Genomic DNA, 16,482 nt, shown 5'->3' with positions numbered 1-16,482 from the left:
GCCAGGGCGGACTCCCGGGGACGCCGGCCCGCTCGGGGCCGGCATCACCGGACGGGTTGTCACGAGACGGATGGCTACGGGATGATCTCGGCCGGAACTCCCCGGTAGAGGATGATCCGGTTGATGTAGGCCACCTCGTCGTTCTGGTAGCGCACGGAGCCCACCAGGTAGCCCTCCGCCACCAGCACGTTGGACACCAGGTCCGTCGTCACCGGGGCGATGTTGTAGACCCGGCCGTAGTGGGTGGTCTTCTGGATGTCCACGATGGGATCCAGCGTGCCGTCCACCTTCACCAGGTCATCGCCCACCTTGAGGGTCTGCGCCTGCACCATCCGGCCCTCGCCGTTGATGATGGGGTGCTCGTGGGTGACGCGCAGCTGGCCACCGGACCGCGTGCTGATCACGAAGATGTTGTGCTCCGCGTCGCGGATCTCCTTCGTGTAGCTGTAGGTGCGGTTCTGCTGCAGCTCGAGGTTGTCGAGCGTGGCGTTGGGGGAGAGGGTGATCAGATCCTCCTTCAGCCCCTCGAGCGCGTCGACGATGGGCATGTACCCATCCGAGAAGAGGACCTTCTGCTCCGGGGTGTAGCAGGCGGACTCGCAGTAGCCGTTCACATGGAAGGGCGTGGTGGCCGGCTGCGTGCCGTTCTTGTCGAGGTAGAGCCGGCAGTCCGCCAGCGAGGGGTGGGGGAAGAGCTGGATGTTGTCGGTGGCCTCGATATCCGTCGAGGTGCTGAAGGTGGGGTAGAGCGCCCGGCCCTTCTTGCGCCACGCATCGCGCCACCAGAAGTAGAACCCGCGGGCGTCCTGCGACTGATAGGTGGGGCCGGACAGGTACACGGCGAACATGGCGCTGTAGTTCACCTTGAAGCCATAGCCCGGGCCGGTGAACGCGCCTTCTCCGTCTGGATTGCGGGCAACATCCGACTCCAGATAGTCCTTCAGCGTCCCGCCGGTCGCGGCGCTCAGGGCCGTGTCGTACCAGGCGGCCGGGTCACCCACGTTCTGGATGGTTCCGCACTTGCGCGCCCACTCCACGCGCGCTTCCGCCTTCGCGTTCGTGTCCAGATTGTCGGTGGTGCAGCGGGTCGAGATGATGACCTGCGCCTGCGCCTGCGCCGGCAGCAGTACCGCCGCCGCCGCCGAGATGACCATGCCACCCAAGATTTTTCGAATCATTCGGACTCCTCACCGGTGGCCTTGCCCCTTTGCCGGGCAGCCCCCTGCTTGCCATGCCCGCTTCATGCGCGGCACACGAGTCTCCCGAGCGCTCCCCGGTGGACTCGACTTCTCGAACCCGCGGAGCAGACACCTTGCCCAGTAGTCGCTGATACAGGATTATGCACGATTTACCGGGTGATGTCTTGCGACCCCGGTAAAAAAAAACGGCCCCGCGGGAGCGGAGCCGTTTGTCGTTGCGGGCCAGCCGGCGGACGGCGGCCCGGTGCGACAGGAATCAGCAGATGCCGAGGTTGAGCGAACCGTAGAGGTTGAGCAGGCTGAAGTTCTTCGTGAAGCCCGGCCAGGAAGCGATGGTGACCTTCCAGGTCTTCTTGAAGAAGAGGATCTTCACCTTGACGAAGCCCTGCAGCGTACCGGCCAAGTAGTTCAGCTGGAGGTCGGACTTGAGCTTCCAGTTGAGAGAGCAGAGCGGCCAGAAGAGCTCGCCCGTGGTGGGCAGGTTGACGTTGACCAGGCGCAGGTCGCAGGACACGCCGAAGCTGGCGATCACGATGTTGATGCCGGCCGAGGCGCTGACGTTGGCGAAGCCACCCGCGTTCACGGTCAGGCGGGCCACCGTCGGGGTGACCTCACCCGTGACGGACAGGCGGACACCACCGGAGAGGGAGGCAGACACCGTCACCGGCACGGGGCCGATCATGAACGTCTTGGAGACGCTGAAGAAGGTGCGGCTCCAGTTGATGGGCGCGGGAGAGAACGTATAGGTCAGGTTGGCGGACCAGACCTGCTGGCCGAGGGCATACAGCGCGGCGGTGCCGGTGTTGCTGCCGCCCTGCTGGCCGCTGATATAGGCGCGGCCGCGGACGATCTCCTTCTCCACGTTGAAGGCCTTGCCATACACATATCCCTCACCGAGCGCCTCGACCTTCTTGGGAGCGCTGGTGGTGGCCGTGGTGGCCTTGATGTAGGCGTTGATGGCGTAGCCGCCGCCGAAGAGGTTGTTACCGAACTTCTCGTTGCGGTCGAAGCTCTTCTCGAAGACCTGCGCCGTCTGGGTGCTCGGCTGCGTCTGGGTGGGGACCGGCACCCACTGCGTGTTGGCCTCCGGGATGACCTTCTGCAGGTAGTCCACGTCGCGCAGACCATCCGAGAAGTCGAAGTACACGGGCGCGTTCAGGATGCGCGACTCGTCATTGACGACCGTGTCCTGCTCGGGCGTCGTATAGGCCCGGGCCGCGCTGAACGGGACGATGCTGGTGTCCCAGGACACCGTGTTGTTCATCACGTAGCTGGAGGGATACGTGGCGGCCGGATACTTCTGCTCCACCACGTAGGTGCCAGTCGGATCCGTGTACTGGGCGGCGGCCAGGGTCGGTACGACCACGGCCATCAGCGCGGCGGCGCGAAAAACAGTCTTGAACATGGAAAGTCTCCAATTCCCGTCAGCGGGGAATGAGACTATTACCCGGAGTGCGGGTGGATGAGAAGCCCACCAATTCACTTTTTCCAAGGAATGCGGTTTCACCTATGACTTGATATGTCCTTCGAGGCGATATGTTTTGCTCACCCTTGAAAGTTCCAACGGGGAAATAAAAACCGCCGGCACGGGGGCCGGCGGTTCGGGAGACGCAAAGGAATGACGAGGAGCGTCTAGGGCGTGGCGGGGGCCGCCTGCGGGTTGACGGGGGTGGTGGGCGTGTTGACGAACATGAGAGCCGCCTGGCGGAGTTCCGGGTTGGGATCGTTCTGGGCGGACCAGGAGAGCAGCATCATCACCTGGGGGTACACGGCGCGCTGAGCGCCCAGGAGGCGGATGATGTCGATGCGGACGCCATCCGCGGCATCCGTGCGCAGGGCCTGCCCCAGCGCGGGGAGCAGGGGCGGCAGGAGACGGAAGCCAGAGGCGAAGACGGCGGCGCGGCGGACCTCGGGGGCAGGATCCGCGACGAGGTACTGGGAGATGAGCTGGTCGGCGTCGGGGGTGGGCACGTTGCGCAGCGCCTCGATGGCGGCCACGCGCAGCTGCGGGTTGGGCGAGCCGAGCGCCTGCTGGATGGTGGACATCGTGTTGGGGGAGCGGGTGTTGCCCAGGGCCCGGAGGGCCAGGGCCTGCGCTTCCGGGGTGGAGGCCGATTGGTAGCCGTTGGTCAGCTCGTAGACGAGCGCCTCCGCGTCACGCTGCTGCTGCTGGTTGTCCCCCATCTGGAAGGCGGCGTTGCCGAGCCCCAGGGTGGCGGTGTCGCGCAGCATCGCATCCGGATTCCGGGAGAGGTCGCGCAGCGCGTCCACGCCCTGGCGGTTGGGCTCGCCGGCCATTCCCAGGGCGGCCACGGAGTCCATGCGGATGTCGTGGGGGATGGAGCCATCACCGCTGACGGACACCAGCGACTGGATGGCCTCCTTGGTGCTGGCGGCGGAGAGCGCGCCGAGCATGGGGCTGGCCGCGAGCGGATCCATTCCGCCGCGGATGATTTCCGGGACCTTCAGGGCCTCGCCGGGCTGGAGCATGAAGAGCGCGCGCAGCTGCTCCAGGGCCCGGGTCCGCGCGTCGTCCCGCTCCTCCGGATCCGCCGGGAGCGAGCGCAGATCCTTCACCAGCGCGTCGAAGTTCTTTCCGCCCAGCACCTGCCGGTACTGATCCATCGGATCCTGCTGCACACCGGCGAAGCTGGACATGGGCGCGGAGCTCAGCTCGGCCTGGCGCGACTTGAAGGAGTTGAACAGGGAAGGATCGTACATGCGCTGCGTCAGGCGCAGGCGCATGGAGTTCTCGTAGATGGCGGCGATCGCCTGCTCACCCGCGTCCACGTCCAGCAGCTCCGAGGCGTCCACGGAGCGGGGCCACAGATCCTTCTCCAGCTCGAAGGTGGCGCTCGAGCGCACCTTGATGATGATCTTCGTATCCAGGGGCTCGAGGCCCTGGGGCGTGATGAGGTGGGTGTAGTCCTTCTTGGTCTTCTCGAAGCGCTCGGGGTTGAGGCGCGCGTACTCGGCCTTGAAGCGGCCGGTGGTGTCGAGCTCCTCGGTCTTCCAGGTGTCCTGGGGGACGCCGGTCACCACGAACTGGGAGCTCGCCACGAGGGAGCGGTGGATGCCGCGCACCAGCGAGTCCACGCTCTTCTCGAAGTGGGTGAGCATCACCGTGCCCGTCTTGTCCATGGAGATGAAGAAGGGGAGCTCGAGGGCCGTGTGCATGGCGTTGCGGGCGTCGGGCGCCACCGCGTTGCCCTCGACGAGGACGGAGAGGGTGGAGAGCTTGAGCTGCACCCGGGCGTCGACGCGATCGGACGTGGCGGAGACGACGCCCACGTTCCACTCACCCTGGAGGTTGAACTTCATCTCCGGCATGGTCTGCGCGTTGGCCTGCTTCTTCCGGAAGGAGATGCGCTGGTCGGCGCCCAGGGTGTAGCGGAAGAGCGTTCCGGGGACCCAGGCGCGGGTGCCGTCCGCCGTCTTCTGGGCGGGCTGGCTCGGCGTGGGGGCGGCGGCCTGCTGCTGTGGAGCGGCCGCGGGCTGGGCGGGACGTGCCGCCTCCTCCGTCTGGACGGGCTGCGCGGGCCTCATGGCCCACCAGGCGCCGAGCCCGCCCAGCAGGACAAGCGAGATCGACATCAGGATGATACGTGAGTGCTTCCCAGACATGGACGCTCCTGAGCGCTGCGGCACCTGTAGCTCCGTGGCACCTGTACGACGATTTTCCCCGTTTACCACGGTTTCACCGTTAGTGGGGAAGACGGACGGGGGCGGATTCTATTGCACGGGCGGGTGCGCGAGGTAGGCGCCGAGGCGCGGAAGACCGCCAGCCAGGGGGGTCGTGGGGTGGAGGCCCCTCGTCCCCCCCCGGGGCCGGAGTCACGGCCGGGTGTAGGTGATGTCCAGGGCGTAGGTGGAGCTGTTGACGCCCTTCACCATGACGTAGGCCTTGGTCTCGTTGGGGGGGACGAGCACGTTGCACGTCTCCGAGGCGCCAGAGACGGCAGGGCGGCAGTAGAAGCTGTTGGTGGTGGGAGCGGTGCCGAAGCTCACGTACAGGTCCGGGTTGCCCGAGCCCGTCATCACCACCTTGAAGTAGGAGTTGGTGATCACGTCATAGGGGCCGTGGTTGGCGCTCTGCCCCGAGGACAGCGAGCCATTGACCGCCGCGGAGGCCGGACCTCCGGTGGCGCTGGGTTTGGTGTAGGTGATGTTGAGCGAATAGGTGGCGGTGCTGCTGCTCTTCACCATGATGTACGCCTTGGTCTGGCCCTCGGGGACGAGCACGTCACACGTCTCGGTGGCACCGGAGATCAACGGGCGGCAGTAGAAGCTGTTGGTGGTGGGGGTGGTGCCGAAGTTCACGTACAGGTTCGGGTTGCCCGTACCGGTCATCGCCACCTTGAAGTAGGTGCCGGCGATCACGTCATAGGGCCCGTGGTAGGCGTTCGGAGCCGACGAGGACAGGCTGCCATTGGCCGTCTCGAGGGTCGGGCCGCCGGTGGAGGGCTTGAGGTAGGTGATGTCCAGGGCGTAGCTGGCGGGGGTGAGTCCCTTCACCATGACGTGGGCCTTGGTCTGGTTGGGGGGGACGAGCACGTTGCACGTCTCGGAGGCGGTGGAGGTACCAGGGCGGCAGTAGAAACCGGTGTCCGTGGGAGCCGAGCCGAAGCTCACGTACAGGTCTGGATTGCCCGAGCCCGTCATCACCACCTTGAAATAGGAGTTGGGGACCACGTCGTAGGGACCGTGGTGGGCGTCCTGCCCCAGCTCCAGCATGCCGCTGGCCGTCTCGGCCGTCGGGGTGCCGGGACCAGGGCCGGGGGGCTCCTGGGTGCCGGGCTGACCATAGAGGGCGGCGGCACCCTGTGCGTCCAGGGTGGTGAGCGTGAAGGACCAGTTCCCGGTGCCATTGCAGCTCGGGAAGTGCATCACTGAACCCGGGTCATAGGTGGTGAGCGCGCGCCAGGGGGCGGCCTCGGCGCAGCCCGGGAGGGTGGCCGCGCCGGACTCGGGGCGGATGTGCTCGTGTCCGAAGCCGAGCACGTGCCCCAGTTCGTGGCGCAGCAGGCCCGTCAGGGAGAGCGGGGGGGCGAGGGGCCCGAAGGCGAGCGGGTCGATGAGGATGTTGCGATCGCCGCGGGGCGTGTTCGGGAAGAAGGAGCGCGCGTAGTACTGGCCATCGCTGTTCATCTGCCGCACGTCGAAGACGACGTTGGTGTTGCTGGCGGTACAGGAGGTGTCCTGGCCGCTCTCGTGGACGAAGTTGACGTTGGCCACGGCCTCCCAGGCGGAGGTCGCGTCCGAGAGGGCCTGCACCACGAGGCCGTATTCGATGCTGTTGAAGCTGGAGGTGCTCACGCAGTAGGTGAGATTGCGCTTCTGCGTGTCGTTCCACTTCGCGTCCACGCCCCCCGAGGTGTGCACCATGAGCTGCCCGCTCTTCACGTACCGCTCGAAGTACTCGCGCAGCCGCGTCTCGTCGTAAAGGGCGACGTCTCCATCGACGATGAAGACTCCCTCGGGATCGACGTAGGCCTGAGCGCGGAACTCCTCCCAGGTGATGTCCTGGCCCACCGGTCCGGGATCGAGCTGCTCCTCGGGACCGCTACATCCCGTGGCGGCCAGTGCGGTGAGCCCTGCGAGTGCGGCAGCGAGGCGGAGATTTCTCATTCGAGGTCGTCCTTTTCGGCGTTTGGGTGAAAGCCAGACGCATTCTACTGACACTGCGGAAATACAGATTAAACCGAGAAAAAGCAAGTTTCCGATAATTACAAGGTTCTCTGGCTTGAATATTTCAGGCGCAGGCAGTGGTATGCGCCGCCCCCCTCCCGAAAGGAGTTGTCTCGTATGGTCCGGCATCCATTGCCCCTGTTGTCCGCGTTCGCATTGCTTCAGGCCTGCACCCCGGTGGCGGAGGAGCCAACGGCGCTCGAGCCGGCCGCCGCCATCGAGCAGAAGGCAGCGGTGCCGGGCTTCGCCGAGCTGCACCACCACATGTTCGCCGAGGAGGCTTTCGGTGGCGGCTGGTTCCATGGCAGCCACACCGGCACGCTGGTGAACTGTGACGGAGGCGAGCCCGAGAGTGACCACGCCCGGGTGCGCATGGACCTGAGCAACATGCTCAAGCTGTGCCCCAACCATGGGAACGTGGACCTCAGCAACGTGCCATTGCTGAAGGAGCTGTTCAGCATTGGGGGCGCGGTGGCCTCGGAGGCCATTGGCATGGTGGAGGGGACGGATGGAGACACCGGGCTGCACCTGGGCCGCAAGCAGGTGAACACGCAGTGGCCGCGCTGGGACACCATCGCCCACCAGCAGTCGTGGGAGGGGTGGCTGCGGCAGGCGCACCAGGGAGGCATGTCCCTGGTGACGGTGTCCCTGGTGAGCAACGGCTTCCTGTGCAATGCGCTGCCCTACCAGAACCTCAACCGCCCCTGCGACGAGATGGCGGATGTCGAGGTGCAGTTGCAGATGGCGCGTGACTTCGACGCGCGCACGGACTGGGCGGAGATCGCCCTGTCACCCGCGCACGCGCGGCAGATCATCGGGGCCGGCAAACTGGCCATCGTGCTCTCCATCGAGGTGAGCAAGCTGTTCGGCACGAGGGACTGGCGCTCGGAGCTCAACCGCTTCTACTCGCTGGGGGTGCGCTCGTTGCAGCCGGTGCACCAGTTGGACAACCGCTTTGGCGGCGCGGCGATGCACAACGCCATCTTCCATGTCGCGCAGTTCATGGAGAACTGCCACATCGACTACGACTGCGGCGTCACGGGCAACGGCTTCACGCTGGGCTTCGACGTGGCCCGGGACGCGGCGGGCAACTGCCGCAACACCAAGGGACTCACCGCGGAGGGCAAGGCGCTGGTGCAGGAGATGATGGCCAAGGGCATGCTCATCGACATGGCGCACATGTCCGAGCGCTCGGTGCAGGACGCCTTCGCCCTGGCGAAGACCAACAGCTACTACCCGCTCTACATCTCGCACGGCCACTTCCGCGAGGTGGTGGCCCCGAAGGTGGCCGCCGAGGAGAAGACGACGCCGGCGTGGGTGGTGGGCTACCTGCGGCAGACGGGCGGCATCTTCGGTCTGCGCACGGCGCCCGACGAGATGCGGACGTACACGCGGACGGCGGTGGCCAACACCTGCCATGGCTCGACGCGCTCCTTCGCGCAGGCGTACGAGTTTGGCCGCCAGGGGCTGAAGGTGCCCATGGCGTTCGGCGCGGATTTCAACGGCTTCATCCAGCAGACGCGGCCGCGCTTCGGACCGTATGGAGCGTGCTCGGCGGGCTTCCAGGCCGAGGCGGACGCGCAGGCCAAGCAGCAGCGCACCTCCGGGCCCGCGCGCCTGGGCACGGACTTCGACGAGTACGGCCTGGCGCACGTGGGCCTGCTGCCGGATCTGCTGCGTGACCTCAAGAACCTGGGGGCCAACACCACGGGCCTCGAGGGCTCCTCGGAGTCCTTCCTGCGCACGTGGGAGCGCGGCCTGGCTCCGCGTACGGGCATGGCCAACGCGGCCACGGACATCGACACCAGTGGCGTGGCGGCCTACGTGGAGAAGTCCACCCGCGAGGCGCAGTACCCCATGGTGTGTGGCGAGCGCTATGCCCCCAACGCCCGCGTGGTGGGCCAGGATTGCGAGGTCAACGCGCAGTGCGCCAGCGGCACCTGCTCCGAGAATGACTGCGACTTCGCCGGCACCTGCCTCTGCAATTGGGATTCTGATTGCGCGTCCAACCAATACTGCGACTGGGGTTGGACCAGCCTGTGCCTGAAGAAGAAGCCGGCCGGTACCTCGTGCTTCACCGGCACCGAGTGCCTCTCCGGCTGGTGCGGCTGGAACTCCACCTGCACCTGAGCGTGGACTCCAAGGGCGCTTCTTGATTTCCGGTGAAGATCAAAAAAATGAGCTGGGCACTGGATTGGCGGAAATTTATCCTTTAAATTGAATTCCTCCTCTTCCGAAGAAATCCAGCTTATGCGCTTTGACCCGACCCGTTCTGTCCTTGGTGCCCTGCTGTCCGGATTGGTGTTGTCTGGCTGTGGTGGTGTGCCCGATGAGACCGGGCTCGCTCCGGCCGCGGAGGAGGCCCTGGGTACCCAGGAGTCCGCCCTGGATTGCGCCGGGGCGAGCGTCACCTCGCTCAACATGGGGGCGGTCAGCTCGTGGGGTGGGGTGCTGGCCACCGGCGGCGGGACGTGGTCGGTGGCCTATCCCGCCAACGGCATCATCCTCGAGTACTACGTGGATAACGTGCTGCGCGGCACCCAGCCCATCCTGGGTGATTCCAACCGCTCGGGCACGTGGACCTTCAATGACAGTCCCATTGCCTGCGGCGCGCACAACCTCGAGGTGAGGGGATATCCCGCCATCTTCGACAGTGCCACGCCCGCGCCCGGCCGCTGCACCACGGGTTCCTTGTCGAGGACCAGCTCCTTCTCCCAGGGCTGCCCCACCGCCACCCTGACGTGCTCGCAGTCCGGCTCGACCATCAACTGCACCGGAAGCGGCAGCGGTGGCGAGGGCGGTCCCTACATCTCGTACTGGCGGGAAGGCGTCCAGACAGACTGGGGCATGAACTACACCGACTGGGAGCAGGGCTCGAACACCTATGGCCTCTTCTGCATCCCGGCCACCACCCGCGACAACTTCTACCGGCAGTTCATCTATTACAAGGTGAAGGATGCGAGCGGCATGGAGTCGCCCGTTCGCTCCTACACCCGGCTGTGCGTGCCCTGAGGAGGCCGCGCGGAGGGCGCCCCGGAGGATCCGGCGGCGCCCTGACTGTAGCAAGGTGTGGAAATCCAGCTTAATGATTTATTCTGGAATATTCCATTCCGCCTGTGATGACTCGGGATCGTGAATGTCAGTAGGCTTTTCCACGCCCGATCATGACCGCTCCCTCCCTGCCAGCCTCGCCCCTCGAAGAGCTCACCGACAGCATCTTCCAGGCCCAGCACCAGCCCCTGCTGCGCGCCTTCCTCGACAACTCCTCCGAGGGGCTGGGCATCGTCGATACGAAGGGCAACCCGCTCTTCATGAACGCGCGGGTCCGGAACATCCTGGGCATTGGTTTCTCGGATGCCCGGCCCGAGGACTGGAGCGAGCGGTACGGTGTCTTCTACCCGGACTCCGAGAGGCTGTTTCCCTCCGAGCGGCTGCCGCTGTACCGCGCCCTTCAGGGAGAGGCGTCCGTCGAGGAGGAGCTCTTCGTCCGCAATGCCTTCATTCCGGAGGGGCGGCACTTCCTCTCGCGCGCGTGGCCCGTGCGCGACAACCAGGGACAGATGCTGGGGGCCATCCTCATCCTGCGTGATACCGAGACCGAGCGCCGGGCCGAGGCGGAGCGGCACCGCGCCGAGCAGCAGATGCGCGAGCTCAACGCGGAGCTGGAGCGCCGCATCATCGAGCGCACCGCCCAGCTCGAGTTCTCCAACCGCGAGCTGGAGGCCTTCGCCTATTCCGTCGCCCATGATCTGCGCGCTCCGCTGCGCAGCATCTCCAGCTTCAGCCTCGCCCTGACCGAGGACTGCGCCGGCCTGCTCGACGCCACGGGCCAGGAGTACATCCAGCGCATCCGCGCTTCGTCCCAGCGCATGGCCGAGCTCATCGACGGCATCCTCGCGCTCTCGCGTGTCAACCGCATCGAGCTCGTGGAGTCCGACGTCCACCTGTCCGGCATGGCGCGCTCCATCGCCGAGCAGATCCAACGCTGGAAGCCCGAGCGGACCGTGAACATCCGGGTCCAGGACGGACTGGTGGATCGCGGGGACGCGCAGCTGCTGCGTCTGGTATTCGAGAACCTGATGGGCAACGCCTGGAAGTTCACCCGCGACAAGCCGGTGGCGGAGATCGAGTTCGGGATCCTCCCGGGGGAGGGGAGCGGACGCGTCTACTTCGTCCGGGACAACGGAGCGGGCTTCGACATGGAGTACCAGAGGAAGCTCTTCGGCGTCTTCCAGCGGCTGCACACGCAGAAGGAATTCGAAGGCCATGGGGTGGGACTGGCCACCGTTCAACGCATCATCCGCCGGCACGCGGGCCGCATTTGGGGCGAGGGCCGGGTCGGGGAGGGTGCTACCTTCTACTTCACCCTCCACGAGGACACCGCCTCATGAATGATCCGAACCAGCGCGTCATCCTGCTCGTCGAGGACAACGAGGATGACGAGCTGATCACCCTCCGGGCGTTCCGCAAGAGCAACATCCACAACCCCGTGGTGGTCGTTCGTGATGGTGCGGAAGCGCTCGACTACCTCTTCATCCAGGGCAAGCATGCGGACCGGGATCCGGCCATCAAGCCCCAGATCGTCCTGTTGGATCTGCACCTGCCGCGCATCGACGGCCTGGAGGTGCTGCGGCGCATCCGCTCCGACTCGCGCACGCGGACCCTGCCCGTGGTCATCCTCACCTCGTCCAAGGAGGAGAGGGATCTGGTGGAGGGCTACCAGCTCGGCGTCAACAGCTTCGTCCACAAGCCGGTGGACGTCACCGACTTCTTCGAGTCCGTGCGGCAGCTCGGCATGTACTGGCTCGTGCTCAATGAGCTTCCCTCCCAGAGACGGTAGGACACATGAAGGGCCCCGAATCCGAGCTCCATGCACTGATGGAGCGCGAGTGGCAGTACCAGCTGGAGCACAACCCCACCTACGCCTCGGTGCTGGGGGATCGCCGCTGGAATGATCGCTGGGACGACCTCGGCCTGTCCGCCATCGACGCCGATCACCAGCACAACCTCCAGGTCCTCGCTCAACTCCAGGCGATGGATCGCGAGCGGCTCCCGGCCGCGGACCAGCTCCATTACGATCTGTTCCGCCGCGACTACGAGACGTGGATCGAGGAGCACCGGTTCAAGTGGTACCTGCTGCCGGTGAACCAGGTGGGCGGCATCCCGGAGGGCGTCAAACAGCCCCCCGGCCTCCAGACGGCCTACCAGCTCGCCGGCAACCTGCGCTTCGAGACCGTCCAGGACTACGAGGAGTGGATCGCCCGCCTCGGGGGTTTCGGCACCTATGTGGAGCAGATCCTGGTGCTCATGCGCGAGGGCATGCGCGAGCGCCTCATGCACCCCCAGGTGATCCTCCGGCGCATCCCGCCCCAGCTCGAGCGGCAGCTCGTGGCCGACCCCACGGCGAGCGGTTTCTACAGCCCCTTCACGCGCTTTCCCGCCAGCATCCCGCCGGCCGAGCAGCAGCGTCTGTCCGCCGCCGGCCGCGCCGCCATCGAGCGCGGTGTGCTGCCCGCCCTCACGCGCTTCCACGGGTTCCTCACGCGCGAATACCTCCCCGCGGCCCCCGAGCAGGTGGGCATCTGGCAGTTGCCGGAGGGGCGGGAGCTGTACGGTTTCCTCGCCCGCAAGTTCACGACGACGAACCTGAGCCCGGAGGAGATCCACACGCTCGGGCTGGCCGAGGTCCAGCGCATCCGTGACGAGATGGAGGCCGTGAAGGCGAGGACGGGCTTCCAGGGCTCGCTCCACGACTTCTTCCGCTTCCTGCGCACGGACCCCCGGTTCTATTGCAAGAGCGGCGAGGAGTTGCTGCTGCGCTACCGCGGCCTCTGCAAGCAGATCGACCCGCGCCTGGTGAAGCTGTTCAAGACCCTGCCGCGGCAGCCCTATGGCGTCGAGCCGACCCCGGCGGACATGGCCCCGGACGTCACCACCGGCTCCTACTACCCGGGCGCGTCCGACGGCTCACGCCCCGGCACCTACCTGGTGAACCTCTATCGTCCCGAGACGCGGCCCATCTGGGAGATGGTTCCCCTCACACTGCACGAGACCGTGCCAGGCCATCACCTCCAGCTGGCGCTCGCCGCCGAGCAGGAGCGATTGCCCGCCTTCCGGCGTTACGGCAGCCACGTGGCCTATGCGGAGGGCTGGGCCCTGTACTGCGAGACCCTGGGGGACGAGCTCGGCCTGTACGATGACCCGTACGACAGGTTCGGCCAGCTCGCCTACGACATGTGGCGCGCCGTCCGCCTGGTGGTGGACACCGGCATGCATGCCCGGGGCTGGACCCGGCAGCAGGCGCTCGACTTCTTCCTGGAGAACTCGCCGCGCCAGGAGCTGGACACCGTCAACGAGATAGACCGGTACATCGCCTGGCCGGGGCAGGCCCTGGCCTACAAGGTGGGGCAGCTCAAGATACGGGAGCTCCGCACCCGGGCCGAGCGGGCCCTGGGCCCCCGCTTCGACGTCCGCGAGTTCCACGACGTGGTGCTGCTCGAGGGCTCGCTGCCCCTGGACATCCTGGAGCGGCGGGTGGACTCCTGGGTGTCCAAAATCCGTGCCGGGGCGGCCTGAGCCGTCATCCGCTGGGGCGGACAAGAATCCGCGCAACTGGCGGACGCCTCCTTCCGATAATGATTTCAAGCGTTCCCCCACGGGGGGACGGAGGCATAGAGCCACTTCCAGAAAGCGGTGTCCGCCATGAACCAGACTGCCGAAGTCATCCATCTCGACGAGTTCCGCAAGCGCCGCGACGCCCAGCGGCCCGCGATGGCGCGCATGCCTGGTTCCATGCCTGCCTGGTCGCCGGTCTGGGTCTGGGTGATGGTGTACCCACACCCGGCGGCGCGGTAACCTCGCTCGCCGTGAGCCTCACACACATCCAGTCCTTCGTCGCGGTGGCCGAGGAAGGCCACGTGGGCCGTGCCGCGCGCCGGCTCCACCTGTCCCAGCCTCCGCTCAGCCGTCACATCCTCGCGCTCGAGGACGAGCTGGGAACCCCGCTCTTCGAGCGTACGTCTCGCGGCATGCGGCTGCTGCCCGCCGGCGAGGTCTTCCTGCTCCACGCGCGCCGCATCCTCGCCGAGGTGGATGCGGCGGTGCACACCGTGCGGAAGGCCGGCACGGGCCCCACGGAGCATTGAGACTCCGTTCCACCCCGAAAATGTCCGGCCCGTGGAGCCGGAGGTGGCGTAGAAGGCCGCATGCCCTCGACGGATGAGCGGGTCCTCTCGGTACAGGCGCTGCGCAAACAGTACGGCGCCACCGTCGCGGTCGACGGCATCTCGTTCGACGTGGGCCGCAATGAGATCGTCGGGCTGCTCGGCCCCAACGGCGCCGGGAAGACCACCACCATCAACATGATCCTCGGCGTGCTCGAGCCCACCGCCGGGTCCATCCTCATCGAGGGCGTGGACCTCGCGAAGCACCGCTCCCAGGCGCTCGAGCGCACCAACTTCGCCGCCGTCTACTCGCCCCTGCCCGGCAATCTCACCGTGCAGCAGAACCTGCGTGTCTCCGGTCTCATCTACGGCGTGAAGGGGCTCTCGGCCCGCATCGAGGAGCTGCTCGTCCAGTTCGATCTCGTCCGGTTCCGCGACACCAAGTCCGGCGTGCTCTCCTCGGGAGAGCAGACGCGGGTGGCCCTCGCCAAGGCCATGCTCAACCGTCCCCAGCTCCTGCTGCTCGACGAGCCCACCGCCTCGTTGGATCCCGCCACGGCGAAGGACATCCGCGCGCGCATCCGCGACTTCGCCACCCAGGGAACGGGGGGCGTGCTCTGGACCTCGCACAACATGTACGAGGTCGAGGAGGTCTGCGACCGCGTCCTCTTCGTCTCGCGCGGGAAGGTGTTGCTGGAGGGAGACCCCCGGGCCCTGCCGCGCGAGCACGGCAAGGCGAGCCTGGAGGAGCTGTTCATCACCGTGGCGCGGGAACCGCTCGCGCTGGAGCGAGTCTGAGCCCCATGGCCTTCAACCGCGCCGCCGCCATCGTCCTGCGCCAGTTCTACCTCATCCGAGGGAGCCCCTCGCGCATCTTCCCGCTCTTCGTGTGGGTGGCCATCGACATGGTGCTGTGGGGCTTCATGTCCCGCTACCTCAACAGCGTCACCGCGCCCGGGCTCGACTTCGTCCCCGCGCTCCTGGGCGCGGTGCTCCTCTGGGACTTCCTCACCCGCGTCATGCAGGGCGTCACCATGGCGTTCTTCGAGGACGTGTGGTCGCGCAACTTCCTCAACGTCTTCGCCACGCCGCTCTCCATCACCGAGTACGTGGGCGGCCTCGTGCTCTCGAGCATCGCGACGAGCTCCATCGGGCTCCTGGTGATGCTGCTGGTGGCGGGGGCGGCGTTCGGCCTGTCCCTGTTCACCTACGGCCTCATGCTCGTGCCCTTCCTGCTGGTGCTCTTCCTCTTTGGCATCGCCCTGGGCATCTTCGGGGCCGCCGTGGTGCTCCGGCTCGGGCCGTCCGCGGAGTGGTTCGTCTGGCCCATTCCCGCCGTGGTCTCGCCCTTCGCGGGCGTCTTCTATCCGCTCTCCACGCTCCCCGAGTGGATGCGTGCCGTCTCGCACCTGCTGCCACCTTCCTATGTCTTCGAGGGCATGCGGACGATCGTCGCGGGCGGCGCCTTCTCGGGCACCTCGCTGCTCTGGGGCGTGGGGCTCGCCGTGCTCGACATCCTGCTGGCGGGCTGGTTCTTCACCTACGTCTACCGCCACGCCGTGCGCACCGGCCTCATCGCCCGCTACAGCGCCGAGAGTGTGAGCTAGCGCCGTCTTCCTCCGAAAAGCTGTCCGCTAACGGACGGCCCTCCGGACAACACGGAACGAAACCTTCAGGACAATAGTATTTTCTCTTGTGACGGCTCCGCCTCGGCAAGAGGCGCCGGCTGGGGGGGGGGGTCCGCAGCCGGCGGGAGTCCGTTGACCCTGCTCAGGAGGACGGCCACATGGGGGATGTGACCATCGCGGGAAGGAAGCTCGAACATTTCCATATCGCCGCGTTCTTCCGCTCGCGCGAGGAAGAATACGAGGTGCTCCGCTCCCATATCCGCGAGGGGATCGACGCGGGCGAGAAGGCGGTCCACATCTGCGATCCCCGCCTGAAACATGATCACCTCCAACACCTGGAGCAGATGGGCGTCCCCATCGATGACTGCATGAGGACGGGACAGCTCGAGGTGATGGGGTGGAACGATGCCTATCTCAAGGAGGGCCGGTTCGACGGAGACTCGATGATGGCGCTTCTCGAGGAGGCGGTGATGACGAGCCGGGCCGAGGGCTTCTCCCGCGTGCGCATGATGGGCCACATGGAGTGGGCCCTCGAGAACCGGCCCGGGATTGACCGCTTCATCGAGTACGAGTTTCGCGTCAACCAGTTGCTCAACCGGCTGAGGCAGCCCGCCATCTGCGTCTACGATCTCAACCGCTTCAACGGCTCGGACGTCATGGACGTCCTCCGGTCCCATCCCTACGCCCTCGTCGATGGCGTGGTCCGCGAGAATCCGTACTACGTCCCGTACGAGCAACTGCTTGGAACCGCCACACGGGACAAGCATTCCTGAGCGAGAACGTCCATTGGCACCGGAGCGCATC

The 16,482-nt window shown here is 66.5% G+C and carries 14 protein-coding genes; 10 read left to right on the top strand and 4 right to left on the bottom strand.

Going from position 1 to position 16,482, the window contains the following annotated elements:
* Nucleotides 1–74 precede the first annotated feature (74 nt).
* The 4 genes from BO221_RS14895 to BO221_RS14880 form a co-directional block, all read right to left on the bottom strand.
* Nucleotides 75–1,178 carry a Hint domain-containing protein gene (locus BO221_RS14895; RefSeq protein WP_073561105.1) on the bottom strand — a complete coding sequence of 368 codons (1,104 nt, stop codon included), beginning with the start codon at nt 1,176–1,178 and terminating at the stop codon, nt 75–77.
* A 277-nt stretch (nt 1,179–1,455) separates the two neighbouring features.
* Nucleotides 1,456–2,604 (bottom strand): hypothetical protein, encoded by a 1,149-nt coding sequence (locus BO221_RS14890; RefSeq protein WP_073561104.1) that lies wholly within the window; start codon nt 2,602–2,604, stop codon nt 1,456–1,458.
* Between the two features lie 227 nt (nt 2,605–2,831).
* Nucleotides 2,832–4,793, bottom strand: coding sequence for a HEAT repeat domain-containing protein (locus tag BO221_RS14885; RefSeq protein WP_233166009.1), 1,962 nt, complete (start codon nt 4,791–4,793; stop codon nt 2,832–2,834).
* Nucleotides 4,794–5,033: 240 nt separating this feature from the next.
* Complete coding sequence (locus tag BO221_RS14880) at nt 5,034–6,827, bottom strand: matrixin family metalloprotease (RefSeq protein ID WP_198956120.1); 1,794 nt, start codon at nt 6,825–6,827, stop codon at nt 5,034–5,036.
* Nucleotides 6,828–7,004: 177 nt separating this feature from the next.
* Here BO221_RS14880 and BO221_RS14875 point away from each other — a divergent pair, with 177 nt between their 5' ends.
* From BO221_RS14875 to BO221_RS14835, 10 genes are all read left to right on the top strand, one after another.
* On the top strand, nt 7,005–9,017 hold the full coding sequence (locus tag BO221_RS14875; protein ID WP_073561101.1) for a membrane dipeptidase: 2,013 nt from the start codon (nt 7,005–7,007) through the stop codon (nt 9,015–9,017).
* A gap of 192 nt (nt 9,018–9,209) precedes the next feature.
* Nucleotides 9,210–9,899 (top strand): hypothetical protein, encoded by a 690-nt coding sequence (locus BO221_RS14870; protein ID WP_083681045.1) that lies wholly within the window; start codon nt 9,210–9,212, stop codon nt 9,897–9,899.
* A 152-nt stretch (nt 9,900–10,051) separates the two neighbouring features.
* On the top strand, nt 10,052–11,278 hold the full coding sequence (locus BO221_RS14865; RefSeq protein ID WP_073561099.1) for an ATP-binding protein: 1,227 nt from the start codon (nt 10,052–10,054) through the stop codon (nt 11,276–11,278).
* Nucleotides 11,275–11,727, top strand: coding sequence for a response regulator (locus BO221_RS14860; protein ID WP_073561098.1), 453 nt, complete (start codon nt 11,275–11,277; stop codon nt 11,725–11,727). Before BO221_RS14865 ends, BO221_RS14860 begins: the two co-directional genes overlap by 4 nt.
* A gap of 5 nt (nt 11,728–11,732) precedes the next feature.
* Complete coding sequence (locus tag BO221_RS14855; protein ID WP_073561097.1) at nt 11,733–13,463, top strand: DUF885 family protein; 1,731 nt, start codon at nt 11,733–11,735, stop codon at nt 13,461–13,463.
* A gap of 126 nt (nt 13,464–13,589) precedes the next feature.
* Complete coding sequence (locus tag BO221_RS55455; protein WP_198956119.1) at nt 13,590–13,742, top strand: hypothetical protein; 153 nt, start codon at nt 13,590–13,592, stop codon at nt 13,740–13,742.
* Nucleotides 13,743–13,753: 11 nt separating this feature from the next.
* Entirely contained in the window at nt 13,754–14,032 is a 279-nt protein-coding gene (locus BO221_RS14850; RefSeq protein ID WP_073561096.1) for a LysR family transcriptional regulator, read from the top strand.
* A gap of 60 nt (nt 14,033–14,092) precedes the next feature.
* The gene (locus tag BO221_RS14845; RefSeq protein WP_073561095.1) at nt 14,093–14,848 is read left to right on the top strand and encodes an ABC transporter ATP-binding protein; all 756 of its coding nucleotides are present in this window, start codon (nt 14,093–14,095) and stop codon (nt 14,846–14,848) included.
* 5 nt (nt 14,849–14,853) lie between these two features.
* Nucleotides 14,854–15,657, top strand: a complete 804-nt coding sequence (locus BO221_RS14840) for an ABC transporter permease (RefSeq protein WP_073561094.1) — start codon at nt 14,854–14,856, stop codon at nt 15,655–15,657.
* Nucleotides 15,658–15,836: 179 nt separating this feature from the next.
* Nucleotides 15,837–16,451: an MEDS domain-containing protein gene (locus tag BO221_RS14835; protein WP_073561093.1), complete on the top strand. Its 615-nt coding sequence runs from the start codon at nt 15,837–15,839 to the stop codon at nt 16,449–16,451.
* Nucleotides 16,452–16,482 lie beyond the last annotated feature (31 nt).

Source organism: Archangium sp. Cb G35, assembly GCF_001896145.1.
Lineage (GTDB): Bacteria > Myxococcota > Myxococcia > Myxococcales > Myxococcaceae > Archangium > Archangium violaceum.
The sequence above is the reverse complement of the archived record's forward strand: the minus strand, read 5'-3'. Positions and strand labels throughout refer to the sequence as shown.

Excerpts from the sequence above, each read along its gene's own strand:
- BO221_RS14845 (WP_073561095.1), top strand. The coding sequence starts at position 14,093 with ATGCCCTCGACGGATGAGCGGGTCCTCTCGGTACAGGCGCTGCGCAAA.
- BO221_RS55455 (WP_198956119.1), top strand. The coding sequence starts at position 13,590 with ATGAACCAGACTGCCGAAGTCATCCATCTCGACGAGTTCCGCAAGCGC.
- BO221_RS14840 (WP_073561094.1), top strand. The coding sequence starts at position 14,854 with ATGGCCTTCAACCGCGCCGCCGCCATCGTCCTGCGCCAGTTCTACCTC.
- BO221_RS14890 (WP_073561104.1), bottom strand. The coding sequence starts at position 2,604 with ATGTTCAAGACTGTTTTTCGCGCCGCCGCGCTGATGGCCGTGGTCGTA.
- BO221_RS14860 (WP_073561098.1), top strand. The coding sequence starts at position 11,275 with ATGAATGATCCGAACCAGCGCGTCATCCTGCTCGTCGAGGACAACGAG.
- BO221_RS14880 (WP_198956120.1), bottom strand. The coding sequence starts at position 6,827 with ATGAGAAATCTCCGCCTCGCTGCCGCACTCGCAGGGCTCACCGCACTG.
- BO221_RS14865 (WP_073561099.1), top strand. The coding sequence starts at position 10,052 with ATGACCGCTCCCTCCCTGCCAGCCTCGCCCCTCGAAGAGCTCACCGAC.
- BO221_RS14885 (WP_233166009.1), bottom strand. The coding sequence starts at position 4,793 with ATGTCGATCTCGCTTGTCCTGCTGGGCGGGCTCGGCGCCTGGTGGGCC.
- BO221_RS14875 (WP_073561101.1), top strand. The coding sequence starts at position 7,005 with ATGGTCCGGCATCCATTGCCCCTGTTGTCCGCGTTCGCATTGCTTCAG.
- BO221_RS14835 (WP_073561093.1), top strand. The coding sequence starts at position 15,837 with ATGGGGGATGTGACCATCGCGGGAAGGAAGCTCGAACATTTCCATATC.
- BO221_RS14855 (WP_073561097.1), top strand. The coding sequence starts at position 11,733 with ATGAAGGGCCCCGAATCCGAGCTCCATGCACTGATGGAGCGCGAGTGG.
- BO221_RS14895 (WP_073561105.1), bottom strand. The coding sequence starts at position 1,178 with ATGATTCGAAAAATCTTGGGTGGCATGGTCATCTCGGCGGCGGCGGCG.